Source organism: Bacillus tequilensis KCTC 13622 (genome assembly GCF_000507145.1).
GTDB classification, from domain to species: Bacteria; Bacillota; Bacilli; order Bacillales; family Bacillaceae; genus Bacillus; species Bacillus tequilensis.
Genome location: NZ_AYTO01000007.1, coordinates 54,327 through 74,055, shown reverse-complemented (window position 1 = coordinate 74,055; position 19,729 = coordinate 54,327). Strand labels below are relative to the sequence as shown.

Sequence of the window (19,729 nt, the reverse complement as noted above, 5' to 3'; positions counted from 1 at the left end):
GCTTGTTCATCGTATCAAATGAAAAGTTGACAATCAAAATGAAAAAAGTGAGAAAAACTGCTGAAAATGACAAAATGTGCAGCGACAACAAAAATGCCCGCGTCGGTGACGGAGCATTAGAATAGTGGGTGTCTATGGCGCCGTTCTGATCCCAACACGAAAAGAAGGGTTAAAATGCCCTGTTTTTTAGGCACTAATACTCCTTTTGCATCATTGGGTCTTGCCTGCCTGACAGTCACAATCCCTCCATATGTGGTGATAACTGTAATAACGTTCATTTTATGCTGTTCATTGCTGGATAGCAATAGTATGAAAAGCCCGTGCGTTGAATGGGAAAAAGGTTGTGTCGGGGGTTTGGGGCATGCAAAAAAGCCTGTAAGACCTAGAATGCAGGTCCTGCAGGCTTTTTGGTTACTTTTTCGGTTTGACGGCATTCAGCCGTTTTTGCAGCTTTGTTTTATCAGTTGATGCTTTTAATTGATTCACTGCGGACTGAGCGGATGTCTTTGCTTTTTTTGTTTTGTCTTTTTCCGCTTTCTTTACTTTGGTTTTCGCAGCTTCGACTTTTTTCGCTTCAGCTGCCGCCACTTTTTTCTTCACTTTATCTAACCGTTTTTGCAATGATGTTTTGTCTTTGCTTGACTGAAGCTGATTGACTGCTGATTGTGCTTTTGTTGCATTTGCATCAGTTGATTTCTTTTCCGCTGCAGATACGGATTGCTGCGCCGTTTTCAAATTATTGCTTTTCACTTTGTTCAGGCGTTTCAGCAGGGCCGTTTTTTCTGAACCTGCCGGAAGCTTGCTGACTGCTGATTGTGCGCTGTCAACATCTGTTTTCTTTTTGTTTTTTTCCGCTTTCGCCACTTTCTCTTTCGCTTGCTTTGATGCGATGTAGCGTTTTACTTGATCTAAGCGTTTTTGCAGATTCGCTTTATCAGTTCCGTTTGGAAGCTTATTTATGGCAGCTTGTGCTGTATCAACGGTCTGCTGTGTTTTATATTTTTCTGCTTTTACGACTTTGTCTTTCGCATCTGTTACACTTCTGTATGACTGTACGTTATCCAGTCTTTTTTGCAGGGCTGTTTTTGCGGCGGGATCCGGGAGCTGGCTGACGAGTTCTCTCGCTTTGTCGATATCGGTTTGTGCTTTTGTTTGTTCCGCTTTTTTTACCGCTTGCTCTGCGGACGTGTACGCTGCATCTGATTCCTGCGCTTTATACTGGATTAAGCCGTAGCCAAATTGCTGATCGCGGCCCGCGGCTCCCAGATCAACGATATTTTTCTGCATATCCGCGCGAAGCTGCACATTTGTCTCGGCAGGATCACGCTGTTTTAACAAAGCAAACATGGCAGCAACGTGAGGCGTCGCTTGGGATGTTCCGCTTCCAGTCGCATAATATTGGTGTAAATAAGTGCTCGTGATGTTTGTTCCCGGCGCTGAAAATTCAACTTCATTCCCAGTCGTTGAGAAGGAGGCAAGCTGATTATTTTCGTTTGTTGCTGAAACGGCAACGACACTGCTGTACGCCGCCGGATAGTCCACTGGCTTGCCATTTCCGTCATTTCCGCTTGCGGCAACGAGCAGAACGCCTTGCTCATATGCTTTGTCCACGGCGTCATGGAGGATTTGGCTGTCTGCCGTCGTGCCAAGGCTCATATTGATAATGTCCATCCGGTTTGTGATCGACCAGTCGATTCCTTGGAGAAGGCTTTGAAGATTCCCCGAACCGTTCTGATCAAGTGCTTTAACCGCGTATATTTGTGCTTCCGGTGCGATGCCGTCAATTCCGTAGCCGTTATGCTTGGCTCCGATAATCCCTGCGACATGTGTTCCGTGGCCGTTATCATCTTTGTAAGAAGAGGTGTAACTGACAGCTGAATACCCGCCGGCAATCGACAGGTCATCATGGGGGGAGATGCCGCTGTCAATGACTGCAATTTTCACATCCTTGCCTGTCAGTCCCGCTTTCCAAGCCTGTTTCACTTGAATTGGCTCAAGGTTCCACTGCTTGAAGTTGTCAGAGGTCTCATTGCTGTCTGACAGCACTTTGACATCCGTGCCGCCTGCTGCGGCAAATGAGACATTGTTTTCAACATATAAAATATCAGGGTCTTGTTTTAATTCTTTCACTGTCTCCTGATCTGCTGTGACTGCTACAGCCGGAAGATGCTTATACTGCTGTTCAACCTCAGCATCGCTCTCAAGGACGGTATCCTTGCCGGCTTTGTTTTTATAAACCACAATGACTTCTTTTTCGCTGCTTGTTTGCGCGTGGGCGAGAGGGCCTGTGGCGAGAAAACTGAAAAACAGAGTGGCTGATACAACTAGTTTGCAAGACATGTTTTTCATGATGAATCTCCTTTTTCTATGATGTTTGATATATATATCGGAGAAAAAACAGAGTTTAATAGTAAGGCGAAAATTTTTTTATGAACAAGATTGAGCTGGCAGCATGCAGATTTTTTCCGCAGGAAGAGGAAATTTTCCAGATGAATTTGTAAGCGTTTTCAAAATAAGATAAAGAAAACATTGCGGAGGTTGTTCACAAAGCAATGAGAAAAGGGGGCTTTTCAGATGAGCGCGTTCACTCGGGTGATGGAAGAAAAAATAATGCCTGTCGCTGGGAAAATTGCCGGACAGCGGCATCTCAGCGCATTGCGTGACGGAATTATCCTGACCATGCCGCTGATTATTATCGGGTCTGTCTTTTTGATTTTAACGAGCCTGCCGATTCCCGGTTATGCTGATTTCATGACGAGTGTGTTTGGGAAAGAGTGGGCAGTTAAGCTCGGATATCCTGTTAATGCTTCGTTTGATATTATGGCCATGATCGCCGCTTTTGGAATTGCCTACCGGCTGGCAGAAAGCTATAGTGTCGATGCCCTTTCGGCCGGGGCGATATCCATTGCCGCATTTTTATTGGCAACGCCGTTTGAGGTGCCGTTTACGCCGGATGGCTCGACGGAATCCATCATGGTTGGAGGCGGAATCCCGATTACATTGCTTGGCAGCAAGGGTTTATTTGTCGCCATGCTGATCGCCTTGTTTTCAACTGAAATATATCGGTACATTATTCAAAAAAACATCGTTTTCAAAATGCCAGACGGCGTGCCGCCGGCGGTAAGCAAATCCTTTGTCGCGCTGATACCCGGCTTTATCATTGTGTTTCTCGTGTGGCTGGCGCGTCTTCTGATTGAAATGACGCCTTTTCAGAGCCTGCACAATGTCGTAGGAGACCTGCTGGGCACACCGCTTTCCATTCTTGGCGGCAGTCTCGGCGGAAGTCTGATCGCTGAATTCGTGCAGATGCTGCTTTGGGCGTGCGGGATTCACGGGGCTTCCATCATTGGCGGCATTATGTCGCCGATTTGGTACGGTGCGATGGATGCCAACCGTCTCGCGTTTCAGGCAGGCGAGGCGCTGCCGAGTATTTTTACGACTCAGTTTTTTCAAATTTGGATCAATGTCGGCGGAAGCGGAGCGACGCTGGCGCTTGTCCTGACGATGCTTGTGCGGTCCCGTAGCAAACAAATGAAACAGCTTGGCCGATTGGGGATTGGCCCCGCGCTATTTAATATCAACGAGCCGATTATTTTCGGCATGCCGATTGTCATGAACCCGCTGCTCATCGTCCCATTCATCATCGCGCCCCTCCTCACAATTACCGCGACTTATATCGGTATGAGCACCGGACTGGTGGCGAGGCCGGCCGGAATCGCCGTGCCATGGACGATGCCGCCGCTCATATCAGGCTACCTGGCAACAGGCGGAAAGGTGTCGGGCGCCGTTATGCAGCTGGTGAATCTGCTGATCACCTGCACTATCTACTATCCGTTTTTCAGAATATGGGATCATCAAAAATGGAAGGAAGAGAGTGCGGTTGAAGCCGGAGATAAAAATGGATTGTAATAGATAATCAGCCTGTCATAGGGCTGATTACCTTCTTTTAACCGAAAGATGTTAGAATATGTAAAGGGGGTGCGCATGCTAGAATACATATGGTTAGATGACGAATCACCAATCTTACAACAAGTACCAGTTGAATACTCATCAGCTGCTATTATATTTTCTCCTTTTATCCAAATGCCTGAAGGATGGGAAAAGGCAAAGAGAAAAAATGATTACGAGCATATTTACCCAAACGATGATGACATCAGAGGAAAAGGCAAGGCTGTTTCCTGGAAGAAGGTTATGTCCTCTTGCGGCTTTAAAACACATGCTGAGCTGGCGCTTGCTTTAATGACGTCAATAGGCGCCTTAAGGGATGAGTGCGCGAGAGAGGATTTAGCGGATCTTTTACATGTAAATATAAAAGGAGATCTCTTTTATCCCAGTGAGGATCATATTTCTCCTTTTCATATTCCCAGTTTGGTAAAGGTATTAGGTGCGAACGGATCCAATCGGTTTTATTACGCAGAACCAATTGTGGAAAACAGCGGCTTTCTGGATATAACAGAGGCTAACTTGCGTACGGTCCTTGATGATGCCGCCGCAGAGCTCATTTTGATGGATGACAAAATGGACTTTGTGTTTATGAGTGTATACGATTCATTCATTAATGTATTTTTAGCCAAAGATGAAAGCATCAATGAATGGGTTCGGCTTATGGACTGGGAGGCCATGATTTGCGATGAGTCCACGCATATCAGTTGGTATACATAAACAAAGAACGTACATCTCAACATGTACGTTCTTTGCTTTTAACGCTGGAAGAACTCAATCCACTCACCGTCAGGACCTTCGATATAAAAATAACGGTATCCGTTTGGAAGTGTCGTGATCTCTTCGTCGATAAATTTCGCGTTCATTCTTTCCGCTTTTGTATATTCAGCCGCGATGTCATCCGTCAGCAGGGCAATGTGGTGCACTTTTCCTTCGACAGGCAGCTCGCTGCTGTAGCCTTGAATCAGTTCGATTTCTGTTTCCGGGCCATCTTCAAAGCCGAGAAAAGCAAGCTCAATCACGCCATTCGTGTGTGTGATGCGATCCTTCAATTTCATGCCGAGAACCTCTTCATAAAATGTGATGGACGCGTTGATATCCCTTACCATAATGCCTGTATGATCAATTCGTTTTGCCATGCTGATCCTCCTCGTAATTGTTATTTGTCTATCGTAGAAAAACCTTTCCTTTCTGTCAATGCAGACATCTTGGCGTTTTGTGGTACGATAAGGGAAAGCAAACAGAAAGAGGACGAATAGATATGAAGCTACTCACCTTAAAGAACGCACATGCTGCAAAAATCAAAAAAGGCTATCCGCTTATCGATAAGGAAGCTCTCGCAGGGAGTGCGGGGCACGTAAAAGAAGGAGACCTCGTGGATATCGTGTCAGAGAGCGGCGAGTTTCTCGCGCGGGGCTATTATGGTCTGCAAAACAAAGGGGTCGGCTGGACGCTTACCCGCAATAAACAAGAACAGATTGACCAAGTGTTTTTTCTCAGTAAACTAACAAAAGCGGTTCAAGCGCGCGCCAAACTTTTCGCAGCTCAAGATACAACGGCTTTCCGTATGTTCAATGGTGAGGGCGACGGCATTGGCGGCGTCACGATCGACTATTATGACGGTTACCTGCTGGTTCAATGGTACAGCAAAGGCATTTACACCTTTAAAGACATGCTGGTTTCCGCTTTGGATGAGCTGGACCTTGATTATAAAGCGATTTACGAGAAGAAACGCTTCGACACGGCCGGACAATACGTCGAAGATGATGACTTCGTCAAGGGGGAAAGAGGCGAGTTCCCAATCATCATTCAGGAAAACGGCATTCAATACGCGGTCGATTTGAATGAAGGCGCCATGACGGGCATCTTTTTGGATCAGAGACATGTGCGCAAGGCGATCAGAGACCGGTATGCAAAAAGGAAAACAGTGTTAAACACGTTTTCTTATACGGGTGCATTCTCCGTGGCAGCGGCGCTTGGCGGAGCGGAGAAAACAACAAGCGTCGACGTGGCAAATCGGAGCCTGGCCAAAACGATCGAGCAATTCAGCGTGAACAAGCTGGACTATGAGGCACACGACATTAAAGTGATGGACGTGTTTAACTATTTTTCGTACGCGGCGAAAAAAGATCTGCGCTTTGATCTGATTATTCTCGACCCGCCTTCGTTTGCGCGTACAAAAAAACGCACCTTCAGCGCGGCCAAGGATTATAAAAACCTGCTGAAGGAAACGATCGCTATTACAGCTGACAAAGGCATCATCGTTGCTTCCACAAACAGCAGCGCCTTCGGGATGAAGAAATTTAAAGGTTTCATCGATGCCGCCTTTAAAGAAACAAATGAACGCTACACCATCATTGAGGAATTTACACTGCCGGAGGATTTCAAAACGATTTCGGCGTTTCCTGAGGGCAACTACCTAAAAGTGGTTTTTCTTAAGAAAAAATAAAGCAAAAAGCTGCCCTGTTCAGGAGCAGCTTTTTTTATGTAGAAATGATCTGCTGGACGCGGCCGATGCGCCCATCTTCAAGCCGCACTTTAATGCCGTGCGGATGAAAGCTTGACTTCGTCAAAATATCCTTCACTGTCCCTCGTGTCAGTTTTCCTGTTTTTTGATCCTCTTTCAATACAATATCCACCTGTAACCCTTTCGAAATGCTGTTTCTCTCTTGCCCGTTCATCGCGCTCATCCTTTCTTTTTGTTCATTATAGTCATTATGGTTTAAAAGTAACAGCCGTCTGATGAAGTGTATGTTTATTTTTTTCCGCCTTCATTAAATATAATGTCAGCCCAAAGCCTGCGATGCTCAAAACGCCAAACAGCAAGTAGACTGCGAAAATCGAGACGTAGTCAAAAATGTACCCGCCTGCAAATGTGCAGAACCAGTTGCCGAATCCATTGCCGATAGCGGCGTACATGGTCAGCGCCGTCGCTTCAATGTGGCTCGGCGTAATCTTTTTCACGTATTGGAGCGCCGCGGGGATAAATAAACCGATGGCCACTCCTTGTAGAAAGACCGTCGTATAAATGATCCATAATGAAGGCGCTGTGAAATAGAGCGCCCACCTGAATAATGAAACCCCGCCTGACAGCATAATGACGTTGAGCAGCCCCATTTTATTTATAAATGTTTGGGCGAATCTCATAAATGGAATTTCTGAAATGACGCCGATGAAAAATAAAATGCCGATGGCGGAAAGCGATGCGCCGCTTTTGTCCAGAAAAAGACTGAAATACGTATTGTTCGCTAAGTTTGGAGCAAATGTCGTAAAGGTGATGATCATAAAGATGAGGAACGTTTTGTTGCTGATAAGCTCTCGGAATCCTTTGCGGATATTGACCTTTGTTTTCACTTTCTGCTGGCCCGGCATTTGAGAAGCCAATATGGCGGCAATGCACAGAAAGATACAGCCGAAGATAAAGATCACATGAATGGGATACAGCTGATTCGTTGCCTGTCCCATAACAAACACCGCGACACCGAAGCCGAGAGAACCAAACAGGCGAATTCCGCCGTAGTTGCCGTTTGTTTCTAGTGTGTACCTTAATGAAATGCTGTCCGATAATGGGATAATCGTACTTTGAAAGGCTGCAAAACAGGCCGCAATCAAAATAAACAGAGGAAAGCCGTCAAATGCAATATAGCCTAATCCAATGATACCTGTGATTGAGGTGCAAACCGCCAGCAGGCTTTTCGTTTTTTGCGTATAGTCGCTCAGCATGCCCCAAAACGGCTGAAAGAAAATCATCACAATCGGGCCGAGTGACATGATCAAGCCTACCTGTGATCCGCTTAAATGCTGTTCTTTCGTTAAAAACATACTGAGTAAGGGGATGATGCTGCCCGTGCCGAGAAAAGCAAACAAATAAAACCCTTTTAACGCGGCATAATGCCGTCTCACCTGCAAGTTGTGCATGGGGGTGCCTCCTTTGGTATCCACAAATACATTATATTGGAATTCTCCAGCTTTTCAATAAGGAGGAACACATAAAAAAAACTGCCCTCGAGAGGACAGTTTTTTACATAAATGAAAGTAAAAACGGCGCCGCGCAAAGCGTCATGATTGCAGCTAAGATCATCGACACACTGGAAATCGTGCCGGACACAGAGCTGAGCTCAAATGCTTTAGACGTCCCGGCTCCGTGTGCGCTTGTGCCAAGCAGCACGCCCCGCGCGATTTCGTTATCGATGCGGAAGTATCGGATGACCATCGGGCCGATCACTGTGCCGAGCAACGCGGTTAAAATCACAAACACGGCAGTGACGGCAGGCATGCCCCCGATCATTTCAGATACGTTCATGGCGATCGGCGTTGTCACTGATCTGGGGACGAGGCTGTCAATTAAGCCTGTGCCGAGGTGAAGCCATTTCGCAATAAGAGCGGTTGAAATAATCGCGATGCACGAACCGACGGCCACGTTCAAAATAATTTCCACTGCGTATTTCTTTAAAACAGGGAAATATTTATATAGTGGGATCGCGAATGCCACGGTGGCCGGCTGAAGCATATCGGTCAGAAATCCGCCGCCGAGGTTATAGGACTCGTACGGTACATTCACCAGCAGCAGCAGACCGACTAACACAGCGGGCGTCACCAATAGCGGCGACGTATAGACACGCGGAAAGCGTTGATATACCTTTTTTGCTCCTAAATACACCAAAACCGTTAAAAACAAACTTACAATTCCGATGAACACGTATGCTTTTTCTCCTTTCTTTTTGCAATGATTTGTGTAAGCGTTCCTGTAGACACCATCACGACAAACGTGCTGATGATGACAACAAGCAGAATGCTGACACCGAATTTCGACATAATGTCTCCGTATTCAATCACTCCGACGGCAGACGGGATAAAAAATAAAAGCAGCTCCCCGAGAAGCCACGCCGCGCCAAGCTCTATCCATTCAAGCTTGATAATCTTAAAGTGTAATAATGTGAAAAGAATCACAATCCCGATTATACTGCCGGGAATATTTATATGAAGAAGGGCTGTCACCCAATTAATCAGCCGAGCAAATATAAATAACAGAGCGATTTGAATAACGGTTAGCAACAGTTTTTTCATATTGATGCCTCCCTTATATTCTTATTGTACATAAGCTAGCGCTATAGGTAAAATATATATAAAGAATAATAAGTATTCCTTTTGTCTATAGAAAGGGTGAAGCACATGGATATCCGCCATTTAACATATTTTCTGGAAGTCGCCCGATTAAAAAGCTTTACGAAGGCTTCCCAATCCCTTTATGTTTCTCAGCCGACGATATCAAAAATGATCAAGAACTTAGAAGAGGAGCTCGGCATCGAACTGTTTTACCGAAACGGCAGGCGGGTGGAATTGACTGACGCCGGCCAGAGCATGTATGTGCAGGCGCAGGAAATTATTAAATCATTTCAAAACCTGACGTCAGAATTAAATGATATTATGGAGGTCAAGAAAGGGCACGTGAGGATCGGACTGCCTCCGATGATTGGATCGGGATTTTTCCCGCGAGTGCTCGGAAATTTCCGTGAAAATTATCCGAATATCACCTTTCAGCTTGTCGAAGACGGTTCTATAAAAGTCCAAGAAGGTGTCGGGGACGGCTCTCTTGATATCGGTGTTGTCGTTCTTCCCGCAAATGAAGATATGTTTCATTCTTTTACAATTGTAAAAGAAACCCTGATGCTTGTCGTTCACCCTTCCCACCGGCTGGCAGACGAAAAAGAGTGCAGGCTGCTTGAGTTGAAGGATGAGCCTTTTATTTTCTTCAGGGAGGATTTTGTCCTGCACAATCGAATTATGACGGAATGTATCAAGGCTGGATTCCGGCCTCATATCATTTACGAAACCTCCCAATGGGATTTTATCAGTGAGATGGTGTCGGCCAACCTTGGAATCGGGCTTTTGCCGGAACGGATATGCCGCGGACTTGACCCGGAAAAAGTGAAAGTCATTCCGCTTGTCGATCCGGTCATCCCTTGGCACCTCGCCATTATTTGGAGAAAAGACCGCTACTTGCCCTTTGCGGCCAGAGCTTGGCTCGAACATACGAAATCGTATTTATGGGACCCGAAAAAAGATAGTAAAAAAGGATGATGCGAACATGGATGCACAATCAGCAGCAAAATGCCTTACAGCTGTCCGCCGGCATAGCCCTCTGGTGCACAGCATAACCAACAATGTCGTAACGAATTTTACAGCAAACGGCCTGCTCGCCCTCGGCGCATCACCCGTTATGGCGTACGCGAAAGAGGAAGTCGCAGACATGGCAAAGATCGCGGGTGCGCTCGTTTTAAATATCGGAACGCTGAGCAAGGAATCAGTCGAAGCGATGATCATCGCGGGAAAATCAGCCAATGAACATGGCGTCCCCGTCATTCTTGATCCTGTCGGCGCCGGAGCAACACCGTTCCGCACGGAATCGGCGCGTCACATCATTCGTGAGGTGCGCCTCTCTGCGATCAGAGGAAACGCGGCGGAAATTGCCCATACTGTTGGCGTGACAGATTGGCTGATTAAAGGTGTTGATGCGGGAGAAGGCGGAGGCGACATCATCCGGCTGGCCCAGCAGGCGGCGCAAAAGCTCAACACGGTCATTGCGATCACTGGCGAAGTCGATGTCATAGCCGGCACGTCGAACGTATATACCGTCCATAACGGCCACAAGCTCCTGACGAAAGTGACAGGCGCCGGATGCCTGCTGACGTCTGTTGTCGGTGCGTTTAGCGTTGTGGAAGAAAATCCATTGTTTGCTGCTATCGCCGCTATTTCTTCGTATGGGGTTGCAGCACAGCTTGCCGCCCGGCAGACTGCTGACAAAGGTCCGGGAAGCTTTCAAATTGAATTGCTGAACAAGCTTTCATCTGTTACTGAACAAGACGTACAAGAACTGGCGAAAATAGAAAGGGTGGCTGTCTCATGACACGTATTTCTCGGGAAATGATGAAAGAGTTATTATCTGTTTACTTCATTATGGGGTCGAACAATACGAAAGTCGATCCTGTCACTGTGGTACAAAAAGCGTTAAAAGGCGGTGCCACTCTGTACCAGTTTCGTGAAAAAGGCAGGGATGCACTCACAGGAGAAGCGCGGATTGAATTCGCTAAAAGCGTGCAGGAAGCCTGTCGTGAAGCCGATGTTCCTTTTATTGTCAATGATGACGTAGAGCTGGCTTTGAAACTAAAGGCTGACGGTATTCACATCGGACAGGAAGATGCAAATGCTAAAGAGGTGAGAGACGCCATAGGCGATATGATTCTTGGCGTTTCCGCCCATACAATGTCTGAGGTGAAGCAAGCCGAAGAAGATGGCGCCGATTATGTCGGGCTCGGGCCAATCTATCCGACAGAAACGAAAAAGGATACGAGAGCCGTACAGGGTGTATCTCTCATCGAAGCGGTTCGCCGCCAAGGCATCAGCATTCCGATTGTCGGCATCGGCGGCATCACAATCAAAAATGCCGCACCTGTTATCCAAGCGGGGGCCGATGGTGTCAGCATGATTAGCGCGATCAGTCAATCGGAGAACCCAGAGGCTGCCGCACGCAAATTTTATCAAGAGATTCAAACGTATAAAACAGGAGGATAAACGTTCCTCTTCTTTCAAAAGGCTGTCCTGTAAAGGGCGGCCTTTTTGCTGTGGCATCAAGGTTTTTAATTTTCAAATTTTAATTGACAAAGAACAGGAACTGGCTATGATTATGATATATAATGATAATCATTTTCAGTTAGAGGAGGAACATGATGACTCGGGGGCTGGCACTTATTTTATTCACCTTGTTGATGGTTTTCGGTTCTGCGGCGCATGCGGAAGACGATCCGGTCGATGCGCTGGTTCAATTAAACAAGCAAATGATCAAATCCGTAAAAGATGGAGATATGGACTCGGCACAACAAACGTTTGAAACCTTCAAAGCAAAGTGGAAAAAAGAAGCACCTTCTATTAAGAAGGAAAATCTTTCTTCCTACAGCAAAATGAACTCGAATATCGCGATGATTTCTCTTTCTTTTCTCAATCAAGACGCGGCCAAGCTGAAAACACAGCTTGAAGAACTGTCTTCTCATTTAGAAACCTATCAGCAGGCTGTCGTGCTCAAAAAGACCTCCTCGGATCAATCAAGAGCGTCCTTAACAGCCTATATACAAAGTTTGAAAGACACGAAACAGTTAATAGAAAAAAAACAATTGGATGAAGCGTCATCCGCAATCGACAATTTAATTACATCCTGGCTCGCTGTTGAGGGAGACGTCGTTTCTCAATCGAAAGAAGCCTATACGACGTCAGAGGAACATCTTGCGCTGATGAAGGCTGAGATCGGCAGCCATCCCGAAAAGGTATCGAAGCAAATAGATGAAATGATTCAATTGCTTGAGCCGATCGCCTCAAGCAGCTACAGCTGGTGGGATGCGGCGCTGATCCCAATTCGTGAAGGGATGGAGGCCCTGCTTGTCATTGGGGCGCTTTTAACCATGACAAAAAAAGCCCGTGTCACGCGTTCCTCGGCATGGATCTGGGGCGGGGCGTCCGCCGGCATGGCAGTTTCTCTGGCAGCCGGCATCGGTGTCACGCTTCTGTTCTCCTCCGCCGTATTCGGAGAAAACAATTTCTTGCTTGGCGGAATCACCGGCGTACTGTCAGCTGTCATGCTGTTATATGTCGGAGTATGGCTGCACAGAAACGCCTCAATGGATAAATGGAGAGAGAAAATCAATATCCAGCAGTCACAAGCTCTGAAAAAACGAAGCCTGCTTTCCTTTGCCCTCATTGCATTTCTGGCCGTTGTAAGAGAAGGACTGGAAACGGTCATCTTTTTCATCGGGCTTGTCGGAAAGCTTCCGCTCACTGAGCTGATCGGCGGAACTGCCGCGGGGCTTATCGTTCTCGTCATCGTCGGTGTTCTGATGATTAAGCTCGGCATGCGTATCCCATTGAAGCCGTTTTTCCTGCTGTCCATGGCAGTCGTCCTGTATATGTGCGTGAAATTTCTCGGAACAGGCGTTCACAGCCTGCAGCTGGCGGGCATTCTTCCGTCTGAAGCAGAAAGCTGGCTGCCGTCTGTATCGGTGTTGGGGATTTATCCCTCCGTGTACAGCGCAATTCCGCAAATGCTGGTTTTACTTTTTTTACTGATTGCACTTGTTTCAGAAGCGGCAAAACATTTTACAAATGGAAAGGAACTGACAAAATGAATGTTATAAAAATCGCTGTATCAGCCGGATGCATCCTTGCGCTGTGCGCGGGCTGCGGAGCCAATGACACATCCTCAACCAAAGAAAAAGCTCCATCTGAAAAAAGCGGGGTCACGAACGAGATCGCTGCATCTGTAGATAAAATGGAAACCATCATTTCCAAGCTGAATGATTCAGCGGAAAAAGGCGACCAAAAAGAGATTGAAAAGAAAGGGAAAGAGTTAAACAGCTACTGGCTTTCCTTTGAAAATGACATTCGCGGCGACTATCCGTTTGAATATACCGAAATCGAAAAGCACCTTCAGCCAATCTACACAGAAGCGCAGAAAGACAAGCCGGATACAGACAAAATCAAGACAGAATCCGAGTCACTGAAAGCGTCCTTAGAAGACTTGACAGATGCGAAAAAGAGCAGCAAAAAGGCAAGTGATCAGCTGGCGAAAGCAGCGGACGAATATAAAGAATATGTCAAAGAACAGAGCGATCAGCTTGTCAAAGCGACTGAAACATTTACAAACGCCGTGAAGTCCGGCAATATCGAAAAATCTAAAACATTATATGCAAAAGCGCGTGTTTATTACGAGCGAATCGAACCGATCGCTGAAAGCCTCGGAGATCTTGATCCGAAAATTGATGCCCGTGAAAACGATGTTGAAGAAGGGGGGAAATGGACAGGTTTCCATAAGCTTGAGAAAGCCATCTGGAAGGATCAAGATATTTCCGGGGAAAAGGCAGCAGCTGACCAGCTTCTCAAGGATGTAAAAGAGCTTGACGGTTCAATTGAAGCACTGAAATTAACACCTGAACAAATGGTAGCAGGCGCGATGGAGCTTCTAAACGAAGCCGGCATTTCGAAAATCACGGGAGAAGAAGAGCGTTACTCACGAATTGATTTAGCCGACCTTATGGCGAATGTGGAAGGCTCCGAGGCTGTTTATCAAACAGTAAAAAGCGCGCTTGTGAAAGATCACTCTGACCTGACGGAAAAACTGGACAAAGAGTTCAGTGAATTTGAAATTTTAATGGCAAAATACAAAACAAATGATCAGTCCTACACGTCTTATGATAAATTAAGTGAAGATCAAATCAGAGAGCTGAGCACAAAGCTGACGACTCTTTCTGAAACCATGTCGAAGATTGCGAATGTGCTATAAAAGGAGTTTAGTAACAGCATGAGCGATGAACAAAAAAAGCCAGAACAAATTCATAGACGGGACATCCTAAAATGGGGAGCGATGGCAGGCGCGGCCGTTGCGATCGGTGCCAGCGGCCTCGGAGGCCTCGCTCCGTTGGTTCAGACCGCTGCTAAGTCATCGAAAAAGGATGAAAAAGAGGATGAGCAGGTTGTTTCGTTTTACGGAAAGCATCAGGCCGGAATCACCACTGCCCATCAGACGTATGTCTATTTTGCGGCGCTGGATGTAACCGCAAAAGAGAAGAGCGACATCATTACATTATTCAGAAACTGGACAAGTTTGACACAGATGCTGACGTCTGGAAAGAAAATGTCGGCTGAGCAGAAAAATCAATATCTGCCGCCGCAGGACACAGGTGAATCCGTTGATTTATCCCCTTCAAATTTAACGGTCACGTTCGGATTCGGGGCTGGCTTTTTTGAAAAAGACGGAAAGGACCGCTTCGGGCTGAAAAACAAAAAACCGAAGCACCTTGCCGCGCTTCCAGCGATGCCGAATGACAATCTGGATGAAAAGCAGGGAGGCGGAGACATCTGCATTCAAGTATGCGCAGACGAGGAACAAGTGGCGTTTCACGCCCTGCGGAACCTGCTGAATCAAGCAGTCGGCACCTGTGAGGTTCGCTTTGTGAACAAAGGCTTTTTAAGCGGAGGAAAAAATGGCGAAACGCCGCGCAATCTCTTCGGATTTAAAGATGGAACGGGCAACCAGAGCACGAAGGATGACACCTTGATGAACTCGATCGTATGGATTCAGTCTGGAGAGCCTGACTGGATGACAGGCGGCACCTATATGGCATTTCGGAAAATCAAAATGTTCCTTGAGATTTGGGATCGTTCTTCCCTCAAGGATCAAGAGGATACCTTCGGCCGCAGAAAAAGCTCGGGGGCGCCTTTCGGACAGAAAAAGGAAACAGACCCCGTGAAGCTGAATCAAATCCCGTCAAATTCACACGTCAGCGTTGCGAAATCTACGGGAAAACAAATTTTGCGAAGAGCTTTCTCATACACAGATGGACTTGATCCGAAAACTGGCTATATGGATGCGGGCCTCCTGTTTATCAGCTTTCAAAAAAATCCCGATAATCAGTTCATTCCCATGCTGAAGGCTCTTTCAGCAAAGGATGCGTTAAATGAATACACACAAACAATCGGTTCTGCTTTATATGCATGCCCGGGCGGCTGCAAAAAAGGAGAATATATTGCCCAGCGTTTGCTGGAATCATAAAAGAAGCCTTTATCGGCTTCTTTTTAAAAAAACATTTGTAACTTTTGTTGTTACATTTTAAAATCAACCTATACGAAAGGAGAATACGATGACAGTACACATCAAAGTTTATTCAGATTACGTCTGCCCATTTTGCTTCATCGGAAAAGCCGCTCTTGAAGAAGCGATAAAAGAAAAGGATGTTGAAGTCGAATGGATGCCGTTTGAACTGCGCCCAAGCCCATCTCCTCAGCTTGATCCGGTCAATGATCCTTCCAAACAGTACATGTGGAAGACATCTATTGAGCCAATGGCGAAGAAATTAGGGGTCGAGATCAATTTTCCAAATGTCTCGCCTCATCCATATACAGATTTGGCGTTTGAAGGCTTTCATTTTGCAAAGGAATCCAATAAAGGACATGAATACAACACACGTGTCTTTCAAGCCTTTTTCCAAGAGGGCCAAAATATCGGCGACATTGACGTCTTGACGAAGCTTGCCGAGGAAGTGGGATTGGACGGAGCCTCCTTCAAGTCTGCGCTGGAATCAAGAACATATCAGGACGTGCAGCGCCACGCTTTGAAGCATGCCTATGAGGAGGCTGATATCACAGCCGTTCCAACCTTTATCATTGGTGACACTGTCATTCCGGGTGTTGCCGGCAAGGATGTATTTGAAAAAGCGATTTCTGAAGAACAGCAGAAAAAATAAGGAAAAGCTCTCTGTAAAAAAGAGAGCTTTTTTACTCTTGCTCCATATGAATGCCGGTATGTGCCTTCACCTGTATTTCCGCAAACGTATCTTCATCAACTGTTTTTTCAGAAGACAGTATCGTCCCGAGCCACGCGCCGAGGAAGCCGAGCGGGATGGAAATAATGCCCGGATTGGAAAGCGGAATGAGCGGATCTCCTGTAAAAATAGCTGCTCCGGAAGGGTCCCACACACTAGGGCTCATCGACACAAGCACAAGAGCACTGATCAGTCCTGTCAGGCTTCCCCATAAAGCGCCTGAGGCATTGAACCGTTTCCAGAAGACCGTAAACACAATCAGCGGGAGGTTTGCGCTTGCCGCTACGGCAAACGCAAGTGCGACAAGGAACGCTACATTTAAGGACTGTGCAAAAATCGCAAGCAGAATTGAGAGCACTGACACGGCGACAGAAGCCCATCTGGCCGCTTTCATTTGTTCTTTTTCAGTTGCTTCTCCCTTTCTGATGATCTGGCTGTAAATATCATGGGCAAATGCTGAGGCGGCCGACAGCACCAATCCTGTCACGACAGCTAAAATGGTAGCAAAGGCGATGGCTGACACGAACGCGAACAGAAAATCTCCCCCGAGTGCTTTTGCCAAAAGCGGAGCTGCCATATTTCCCGCTTGATCTGCCGCCGTAATCGCATCAAAACCGACAAACGCAGCGGCGCCAAAGCCGAGAAACACTGTCATAATATAAAACACACCGATAATCCAGGTGGCTGACACAACAGATGTCCGGGCGGTCTTGGCATCTTTAACGGTATAAAATCGGATTAAAATATGCGGAAGCCCGGCAGTTCCCAGTACGAGTGCCAAGTTTAATGACAGGGTTTCAAGCGGCACCTTGTATTTATTTCCGGGGTTTAAGAAATCAGCGCCAAGCGGAGTAGCCGTTTTCATTTGCTCAAACATGGTATTGAGATTAAAATCGAATTTCGAAAACACGATGATTGAAATCACGAGTGTGCCGGCCATCAGCAAAACGGCTTTTATAATTTGAACCCAGCTTGTCGCGATCATGCCGCCAAATACGACATAAATGGTCATCAGCACTCCGACAATGAGGACTGCCGCAGTATAATCAAGCCCTAGGAGCAGTTTGATCAACGCGCCCGCTCCCACGAGCTGGGCGATCATATAGAAGGTAGAGATGGCTATGGTATTGAGAGCAGCGACACCGCGGATTTTCTTTTCTTTAAAACGAGCCGCAATCATGTCAGCCATTGTATACTTTCCAAGATTCCGAAGCGGTTCCGCTACGATGTACAAAACGACGAGATATGCCACCAGAAAACCGATGCTGTAAAAAAATCCATCAAATCCATATAGCGCAATCATTCCGGCAATCCCGAGAAACGAGGCAGCAGACATGTAGTCACCGGCAATTGCCAGTCCATTCTGAACACCGGTGAGCCCGCCGCCAGCCGTATAAAACTCACTTGTCGTTTTTGTCTTTTTCGCGGCAAAATACGTGATGATAAGCGTCAGTCCGACAATGGCTAAAAACAATAGAAAAGCCATCATATTCATGTCTGTTCACCCTTTAGATCAACTTTTAAAGCGCTTACATATTGATCGAAGTGAGCCGCCCTTCGGGTATACACCGTACTCAGTACCCAAGTCATCATGAATTGGGCGATCGCAAACAGCCAAGCCCATGAAACAGCCCCAATTGCCGGCTTATTCAAAAAGGCGAAATAAGATGTCAAAACAGGAAGTGAAAAATAAAAGACAAAAAAGAAAATCGCAGAAGGAACAATAAAAGCGCGCTTCTGTTTTAAAAAAGCTTGAAACGACGGAGTTGCAGCAATCTGTCTGTAATCAGCTTTGTACATGGATTTCCTCCTTTTATTCACTAAACGTAAGCAAAAAGGTACACCAATAGGTATGTACTGAAAGTCTGATTTATGCGTTGAAGAACATCTGGTGAATGAAAAAAGAAGGAAGTCATGGAGATAAGAACGCAGAAGTATAAAAAAGAGAGGCGAAGGTTTTCCAGCTCGGCAGCGTATAAACGATTTTGCTTTCCAAACCTCACCGAATGCAGCTTATGCTCAGTAAAGCTGGCCCGGTTATCAATGTTCGCATCACCTCTTTAAGACAATACATGTGCCAAGAGGTGACCGCATAACCGGCTGTCTGTCGTATGGTAGCTGACACACCGTTTGTCCTCAAGCTCGGCGTTGCAATCGCTTTCGAAAAGAGGATAGGGTGAAAACTCAGATCAGATGATAGAAAAGCCAGAGGTAATAGATCCGCCTGCTCGGATTAGTCTTGGCGGCCGGTTTTTTTGTGGTTATTCTTTCTCGATGCTGTCTCAGATTCTAAAAACTGCCTCACATCATGAATGCCTAACCCAATGGATCTAGCTTCTTGTATTAACATATGCCAATCTTTGTCCAAATCTTTTTTAACATGAGTTTTCATAGTAACCTCCAATTGTATAAAATGTTTCCTGCAACATGCGGGCAATAAGGCGAGCCGTCGCGATGATGAGGCGAGTACAACAAATTTCACACATAGTTGCTCGGTGTTCACAAACTGAAGGAAAAACCACCTACCTATTCCCTAAAAAAATGACTAATATAACCAATGAATCTTATTTATAATAATAAACAATTAAATACTGACTGGATAGTATGTAATTGAAAATAAATCCATTAGCCTATTAAAAATAATTTCAAGAAAACCGAATAGCATAGGCATTCAAAGAAATAAATACCGCTAAAGATTGATCCAGTGTAAGATAAGGGTAATCATATCGCCTGGAGAAAAATATGAAAAAAAACAAATTTCAAATGAAAAGAGAAGCAACCTTTGAACGTTTTATAGATGCTGGCTTGAATTTGTTGATTGACCGAGCGTATGATCCGGTTTCTGTAGAGGATATCAGCAGAGCGGCCGGGTACAGCAAAGGAGCGTTTTATGTTCATTTTGTCAGCAAGGAGGATTTTCTGAATCTTCTTCTCGAAAAACGCCAGATAAAGAAAAAGATTATCATAGGGTATCTTGATCAAAAAGAGCAAATGGCAGTGAAACCGCTGACATTGGACGAGGCTGCGAAACATGCTGCGGAGCTGCTTTATACCTATTACTTAAATAAGCCGTCATGGGAGATTGCCTCGTTTGCCATGAATATGCCGACGTATAAAGTCCTGCAGAAATGCAAGACCTATGTCCGGCTGTACGAATTGTGGGTAGAAGAAAATGCGTTATATATTAAGTGGCTGAAGGAGAGGAAGCTGATTGACGCCTGTATTGATCCAGAATATACGGCTAAAATAATATGTGCAGTGCTTGATGGAATCATCAAACAATCGTATGTATTGGGCCAGCCCGTCACATTCCGCAGCTTTTTAGACGCACTCTCGGTTTTCATTACTCCAGAAAGAGAGCCCGCGGGGCCAAGAATTTTGAAAAGTTTTTCAGAAAGCGAGGAACATCAGTGAAATATAGA

At 46.0% G+C, this 19,729-nt stretch carries 20 protein-coding genes; 11 read left to right on the top strand and 9 right to left on the bottom strand.

Features of this window, described 5'->3' with window-relative positions; all coding sequences use genetic code 11:
- Window positions 1–411: 411 nt before the first annotated feature.
- A complete protein-coding gene (gene epr, locus V756_RS0101910) occupies window positions 412–2,349 on the bottom strand; it encodes a minor protease Epr (protein WP_024713165.1) in 1,938 nt (645 codons plus the stop codon).
- A 225-nt stretch (window positions 2,350–2,574) separates the two neighbouring features.
- Between epr and celB the strand changes: the two genes are divergently transcribed.
- A complete protein-coding gene (celB, locus tag V756_RS0101905) occupies window positions 2,575–3,909 on the top strand; it encodes a PTS cellobiose transporter subunit IIC (RefSeq protein ID WP_024713164.1) in 1,335 nt (444 codons plus the stop codon).
- Window positions 3,910–3,984: 75 nt separating this feature from the next.
- Entirely contained in the window at window positions 3,985–4,662 is a 678-nt protein-coding gene (locus V756_RS0101900; protein ID WP_024713163.1) for a DUF2711 family protein, read from the top strand.
- A 38-nt stretch (window positions 4,663–4,700) separates the two neighbouring features.
- Here V756_RS0101900 and glxA read toward each other — a convergent pair whose 3' ends face one another.
- Window positions 4,701–5,081 (bottom strand): glyoxalase GlxA, encoded by a 381-nt coding sequence (gene glxA / locus V756_RS0101895; RefSeq protein WP_003236077.1) that lies wholly within the window; start codon window positions 5,079–5,081, stop codon window positions 4,701–4,703.
- 122 nt (window positions 5,082–5,203) lie between these two features.
- Here glxA and V756_RS0101890 point away from each other — a divergent pair, with 122 nt between their 5' ends.
- Window positions 5,204–6,391: a class I SAM-dependent rRNA methyltransferase gene (locus V756_RS0101890; RefSeq protein WP_024713162.1), complete on the top strand. Its 1,188-nt coding sequence runs from the start codon at window positions 5,204–5,206 to the stop codon at window positions 6,389–6,391.
- 34 nt (window positions 6,392–6,425) lie between these two features.
- Here V756_RS0101890 and V756_RS0101885 read toward each other — a convergent pair whose 3' ends face one another.
- The 4 genes from V756_RS0101885 to V756_RS0101870 form a co-directional block, all read right to left on the bottom strand.
- Window positions 6,426–6,623, bottom strand: coding sequence for a YwbE family protein (locus tag V756_RS0101885; protein WP_014481283.1), 198 nt, complete (start codon window positions 6,621–6,623; stop codon window positions 6,426–6,428).
- 34 nt (window positions 6,624–6,657) lie between these two features.
- On the bottom strand, window positions 6,658–7,860 hold the full coding sequence (locus tag V756_RS0101880; RefSeq protein WP_024713161.1) for an MFS transporter: 1,203 nt from the start codon (window positions 7,858–7,860) through the stop codon (window positions 6,658–6,660).
- Between the two features lie 103 nt (window positions 7,861–7,963).
- Window positions 7,964–8,641 (bottom strand): CidB/LrgB family autolysis modulator, encoded by a 678-nt coding sequence (locus V756_RS0101875; protein WP_024713160.1) that lies wholly within the window; start codon window positions 8,639–8,641, stop codon window positions 7,964–7,966.
- A complete protein-coding gene (locus tag V756_RS0101870; RefSeq protein ID WP_003222205.1) occupies window positions 8,623–9,009 on the bottom strand; it encodes a CidA/LrgA family holin-like protein in 387 nt (128 codons plus the stop codon). Before V756_RS0101870 ends, V756_RS0101875 begins: the two co-directional genes overlap by 19 nt.
- Window positions 9,010–9,114: 105 nt before the next feature.
- On the opposite strand from V756_RS0101870, the gene cidR reads away from it, so the two are divergent.
- The 7 genes from cidR to V756_RS0101835 all read left to right on the top strand — a co-directional run bounded on the left by cidR (window position 9,115) and on the right by V756_RS0101835 (window position 16,229).
- Window positions 9,115–10,023: a cidABC operon transcriptional activator CidR gene (cidR, locus tag V756_RS0101865; RefSeq protein ID WP_024713159.1), complete on the top strand. Its 909-nt coding sequence runs from the start codon at window positions 9,115–9,117 to the stop codon at window positions 10,021–10,023.
- A gap of 7 nt (window positions 10,024–10,030) precedes the next feature.
- Window positions 10,031–10,849, top strand: coding sequence for a hydroxyethylthiazole kinase (thiM, locus tag V756_RS0101860; RefSeq protein ID WP_024713158.1), 819 nt, complete (start codon window positions 10,031–10,033; stop codon window positions 10,847–10,849).
- Entirely contained in the window at window positions 10,846–11,514 is a 669-nt protein-coding gene (thiE, locus tag V756_RS0101855; protein WP_024713157.1) for a thiamine phosphate synthase, read from the top strand. Before thiM ends, thiE begins: the two co-directional genes overlap by 4 nt.
- A 155-nt stretch (window positions 11,515–11,669) precedes the next feature.
- Complete coding sequence (gene efeU, locus V756_RS0101850) at window positions 11,670–13,115, top strand: ferrous ion permease EfeU (protein ID WP_024713156.1); 1,446 nt, start codon at window positions 11,670–11,672, stop codon at window positions 13,113–13,115.
- Window positions 13,112–14,269, top strand: a complete 1,158-nt coding sequence (gene efeO, locus V756_RS0101845) for an iron uptake system protein EfeO (protein WP_024713155.1) — start codon at window positions 13,112–13,114, stop codon at window positions 14,267–14,269. The genes efeU and efeO overlap by 4 nt, the downstream gene beginning before the upstream one ends.
- 18 nt (window positions 14,270–14,287) lie before the next feature.
- Window positions 14,288–15,538, top strand: coding sequence for an iron uptake transporter deferrochelatase/peroxidase subunit (efeB, locus tag V756_RS0101840; protein ID WP_024713154.1), 1,251 nt, complete (start codon window positions 14,288–14,290; stop codon window positions 15,536–15,538).
- An 88-nt stretch (window positions 15,539–15,626) separates the two neighbouring features.
- Complete coding sequence (locus V756_RS0101835; protein ID WP_024713153.1) at window positions 15,627–16,229, top strand: DsbA family oxidoreductase; 603 nt, start codon at window positions 15,627–15,629, stop codon at window positions 16,227–16,229.
- Between the two features lie 31 nt (window positions 16,230–16,260).
- Here V756_RS0101835 and V756_RS0101830 read toward each other — a convergent pair whose 3' ends face one another.
- The 3 genes from V756_RS0101830 to slrA all read right to left on the bottom strand — a co-directional run bounded on the left by V756_RS0101830 (window position 16,261) and on the right by slrA (window position 18,699).
- Window positions 16,261–17,802, bottom strand: coding sequence for a solute symporter family protein (locus V756_RS0101830; RefSeq protein ID WP_024713152.1), 1,542 nt, complete (start codon window positions 17,800–17,802; stop codon window positions 16,261–16,263).
- Window positions 17,799–18,107 (bottom strand): DUF485 domain-containing protein, encoded by a 309-nt coding sequence (locus V756_RS0101825; protein ID WP_024713151.1) that lies wholly within the window; start codon window positions 18,105–18,107, stop codon window positions 17,799–17,801. Before V756_RS0101825 ends, V756_RS0101830 begins: the two co-directional genes overlap by 4 nt.
- A gap of 433 nt (window positions 18,108–18,540) precedes the next feature.
- Window positions 18,541–18,699, bottom strand: a complete 159-nt coding sequence (gene slrA / locus V756_RS0101820) for a transcriptional regulator SlrA (protein ID WP_024713150.1) — start codon at window positions 18,697–18,699, stop codon at window positions 18,541–18,543.
- A 350-nt stretch (window positions 18,700–19,049) separates the two neighbouring features.
- Between slrA and V756_RS0101815 the strand changes: the two genes are divergently transcribed.
- Complete coding sequence (locus V756_RS0101815) at window positions 19,050–19,721, top strand: TetR/AcrR family transcriptional regulator (RefSeq protein ID WP_024713149.1); 672 nt, start codon at window positions 19,050–19,052, stop codon at window positions 19,719–19,721.
- Window positions 19,722–19,729 lie beyond the last annotated feature (8 nt).

Coding starts and splice junctions, on each gene's coding strand:
- efeU (WP_024713156.1), top strand. CDS start 11,670: ATGACTCGGGGGCTGGCACTTATTTTATTCACCTTGTTGATGGTTTTC.
- efeO (WP_024713155.1), top strand. CDS start 13,112: ATGAATGTTATAAAAATCGCTGTATCAGCCGGATGCATCCTTGCGCTG.
- V756_RS0101815 (WP_024713149.1), top strand. CDS start 19,050: ATGAAAAAAAACAAATTTCAAATGAAAAGAGAAGCAACCTTTGAACGT.
- celB (WP_024713164.1), top strand. CDS start 2,575: ATGAGCGCGTTCACTCGGGTGATGGAAGAAAAAATAATGCCTGTCGCT.
- V756_RS0101825 (WP_024713151.1), bottom strand. CDS start 18,107: ATGTACAAAGCTGATTACAGACAGATTGCTGCAACTCCGTCGTTTCAA.
- V756_RS0101830 (WP_024713152.1), bottom strand. CDS start 17,802: ATGAATATGATGGCTTTTCTATTGTTTTTAGCCATTGTCGGACTGACG.
- cidR (WP_024713159.1), top strand. CDS start 9,115: ATGGATATCCGCCATTTAACATATTTTCTGGAAGTCGCCCGATTAAAA.
- V756_RS0101900 (WP_024713163.1), top strand. CDS start 3,985: ATGCTAGAATACATATGGTTAGATGACGAATCACCAATCTTACAACAA.
- V756_RS0101890 (WP_024713162.1), top strand. CDS start 5,204: ATGAAGCTACTCACCTTAAAGAACGCACATGCTGCAAAAATCAAAAAA.
- thiM (WP_024713158.1), top strand. CDS start 10,031: ATGGATGCACAATCAGCAGCAAAATGCCTTACAGCTGTCCGCCGGCAT.
- V756_RS0101880 (WP_024713161.1), bottom strand. CDS start 7,860: ATGCACAACTTGCAGGTGAGACGGCATTATGCCGCGTTAAAAGGGTTT.
- epr (WP_024713165.1), bottom strand. CDS start 2,349: ATGAAAAACATGTCTTGCAAACTAGTTGTATCAGCCACTCTGTTTTTC.
- thiE (WP_024713157.1), top strand. CDS start 10,846: ATGACACGTATTTCTCGGGAAATGATGAAAGAGTTATTATCTGTTTAC.
- efeB (WP_024713154.1), top strand. CDS start 14,288: ATGAGCGATGAACAAAAAAAGCCAGAACAAATTCATAGACGGGACATC.
- V756_RS0101885 (WP_014481283.1), bottom strand. CDS start 6,623: ATGAACGGGCAAGAGAGAAACAGCATTTCGAAAGGGTTACAGGTGGAT.
- glxA (WP_003236077.1), bottom strand. CDS start 5,081: ATGGCAAAACGAATTGATCATACAGGCATTATGGTAAGGGATATCAAC.
- slrA (WP_024713150.1), bottom strand. CDS start 18,699: ATGAAAACTCATGTTAAAAAAGATTTGGACAAAGATTGGCATATGTTA.
- V756_RS0101835 (WP_024713153.1), top strand. CDS start 15,627: ATGACAGTACACATCAAAGTTTATTCAGATTACGTCTGCCCATTTTGC.
- V756_RS0101870 (WP_003222205.1), bottom strand. CDS start 9,009: ATGAAAAAACTGTTGCTAACCGTTATTCAAATCGCTCTGTTATTTATA.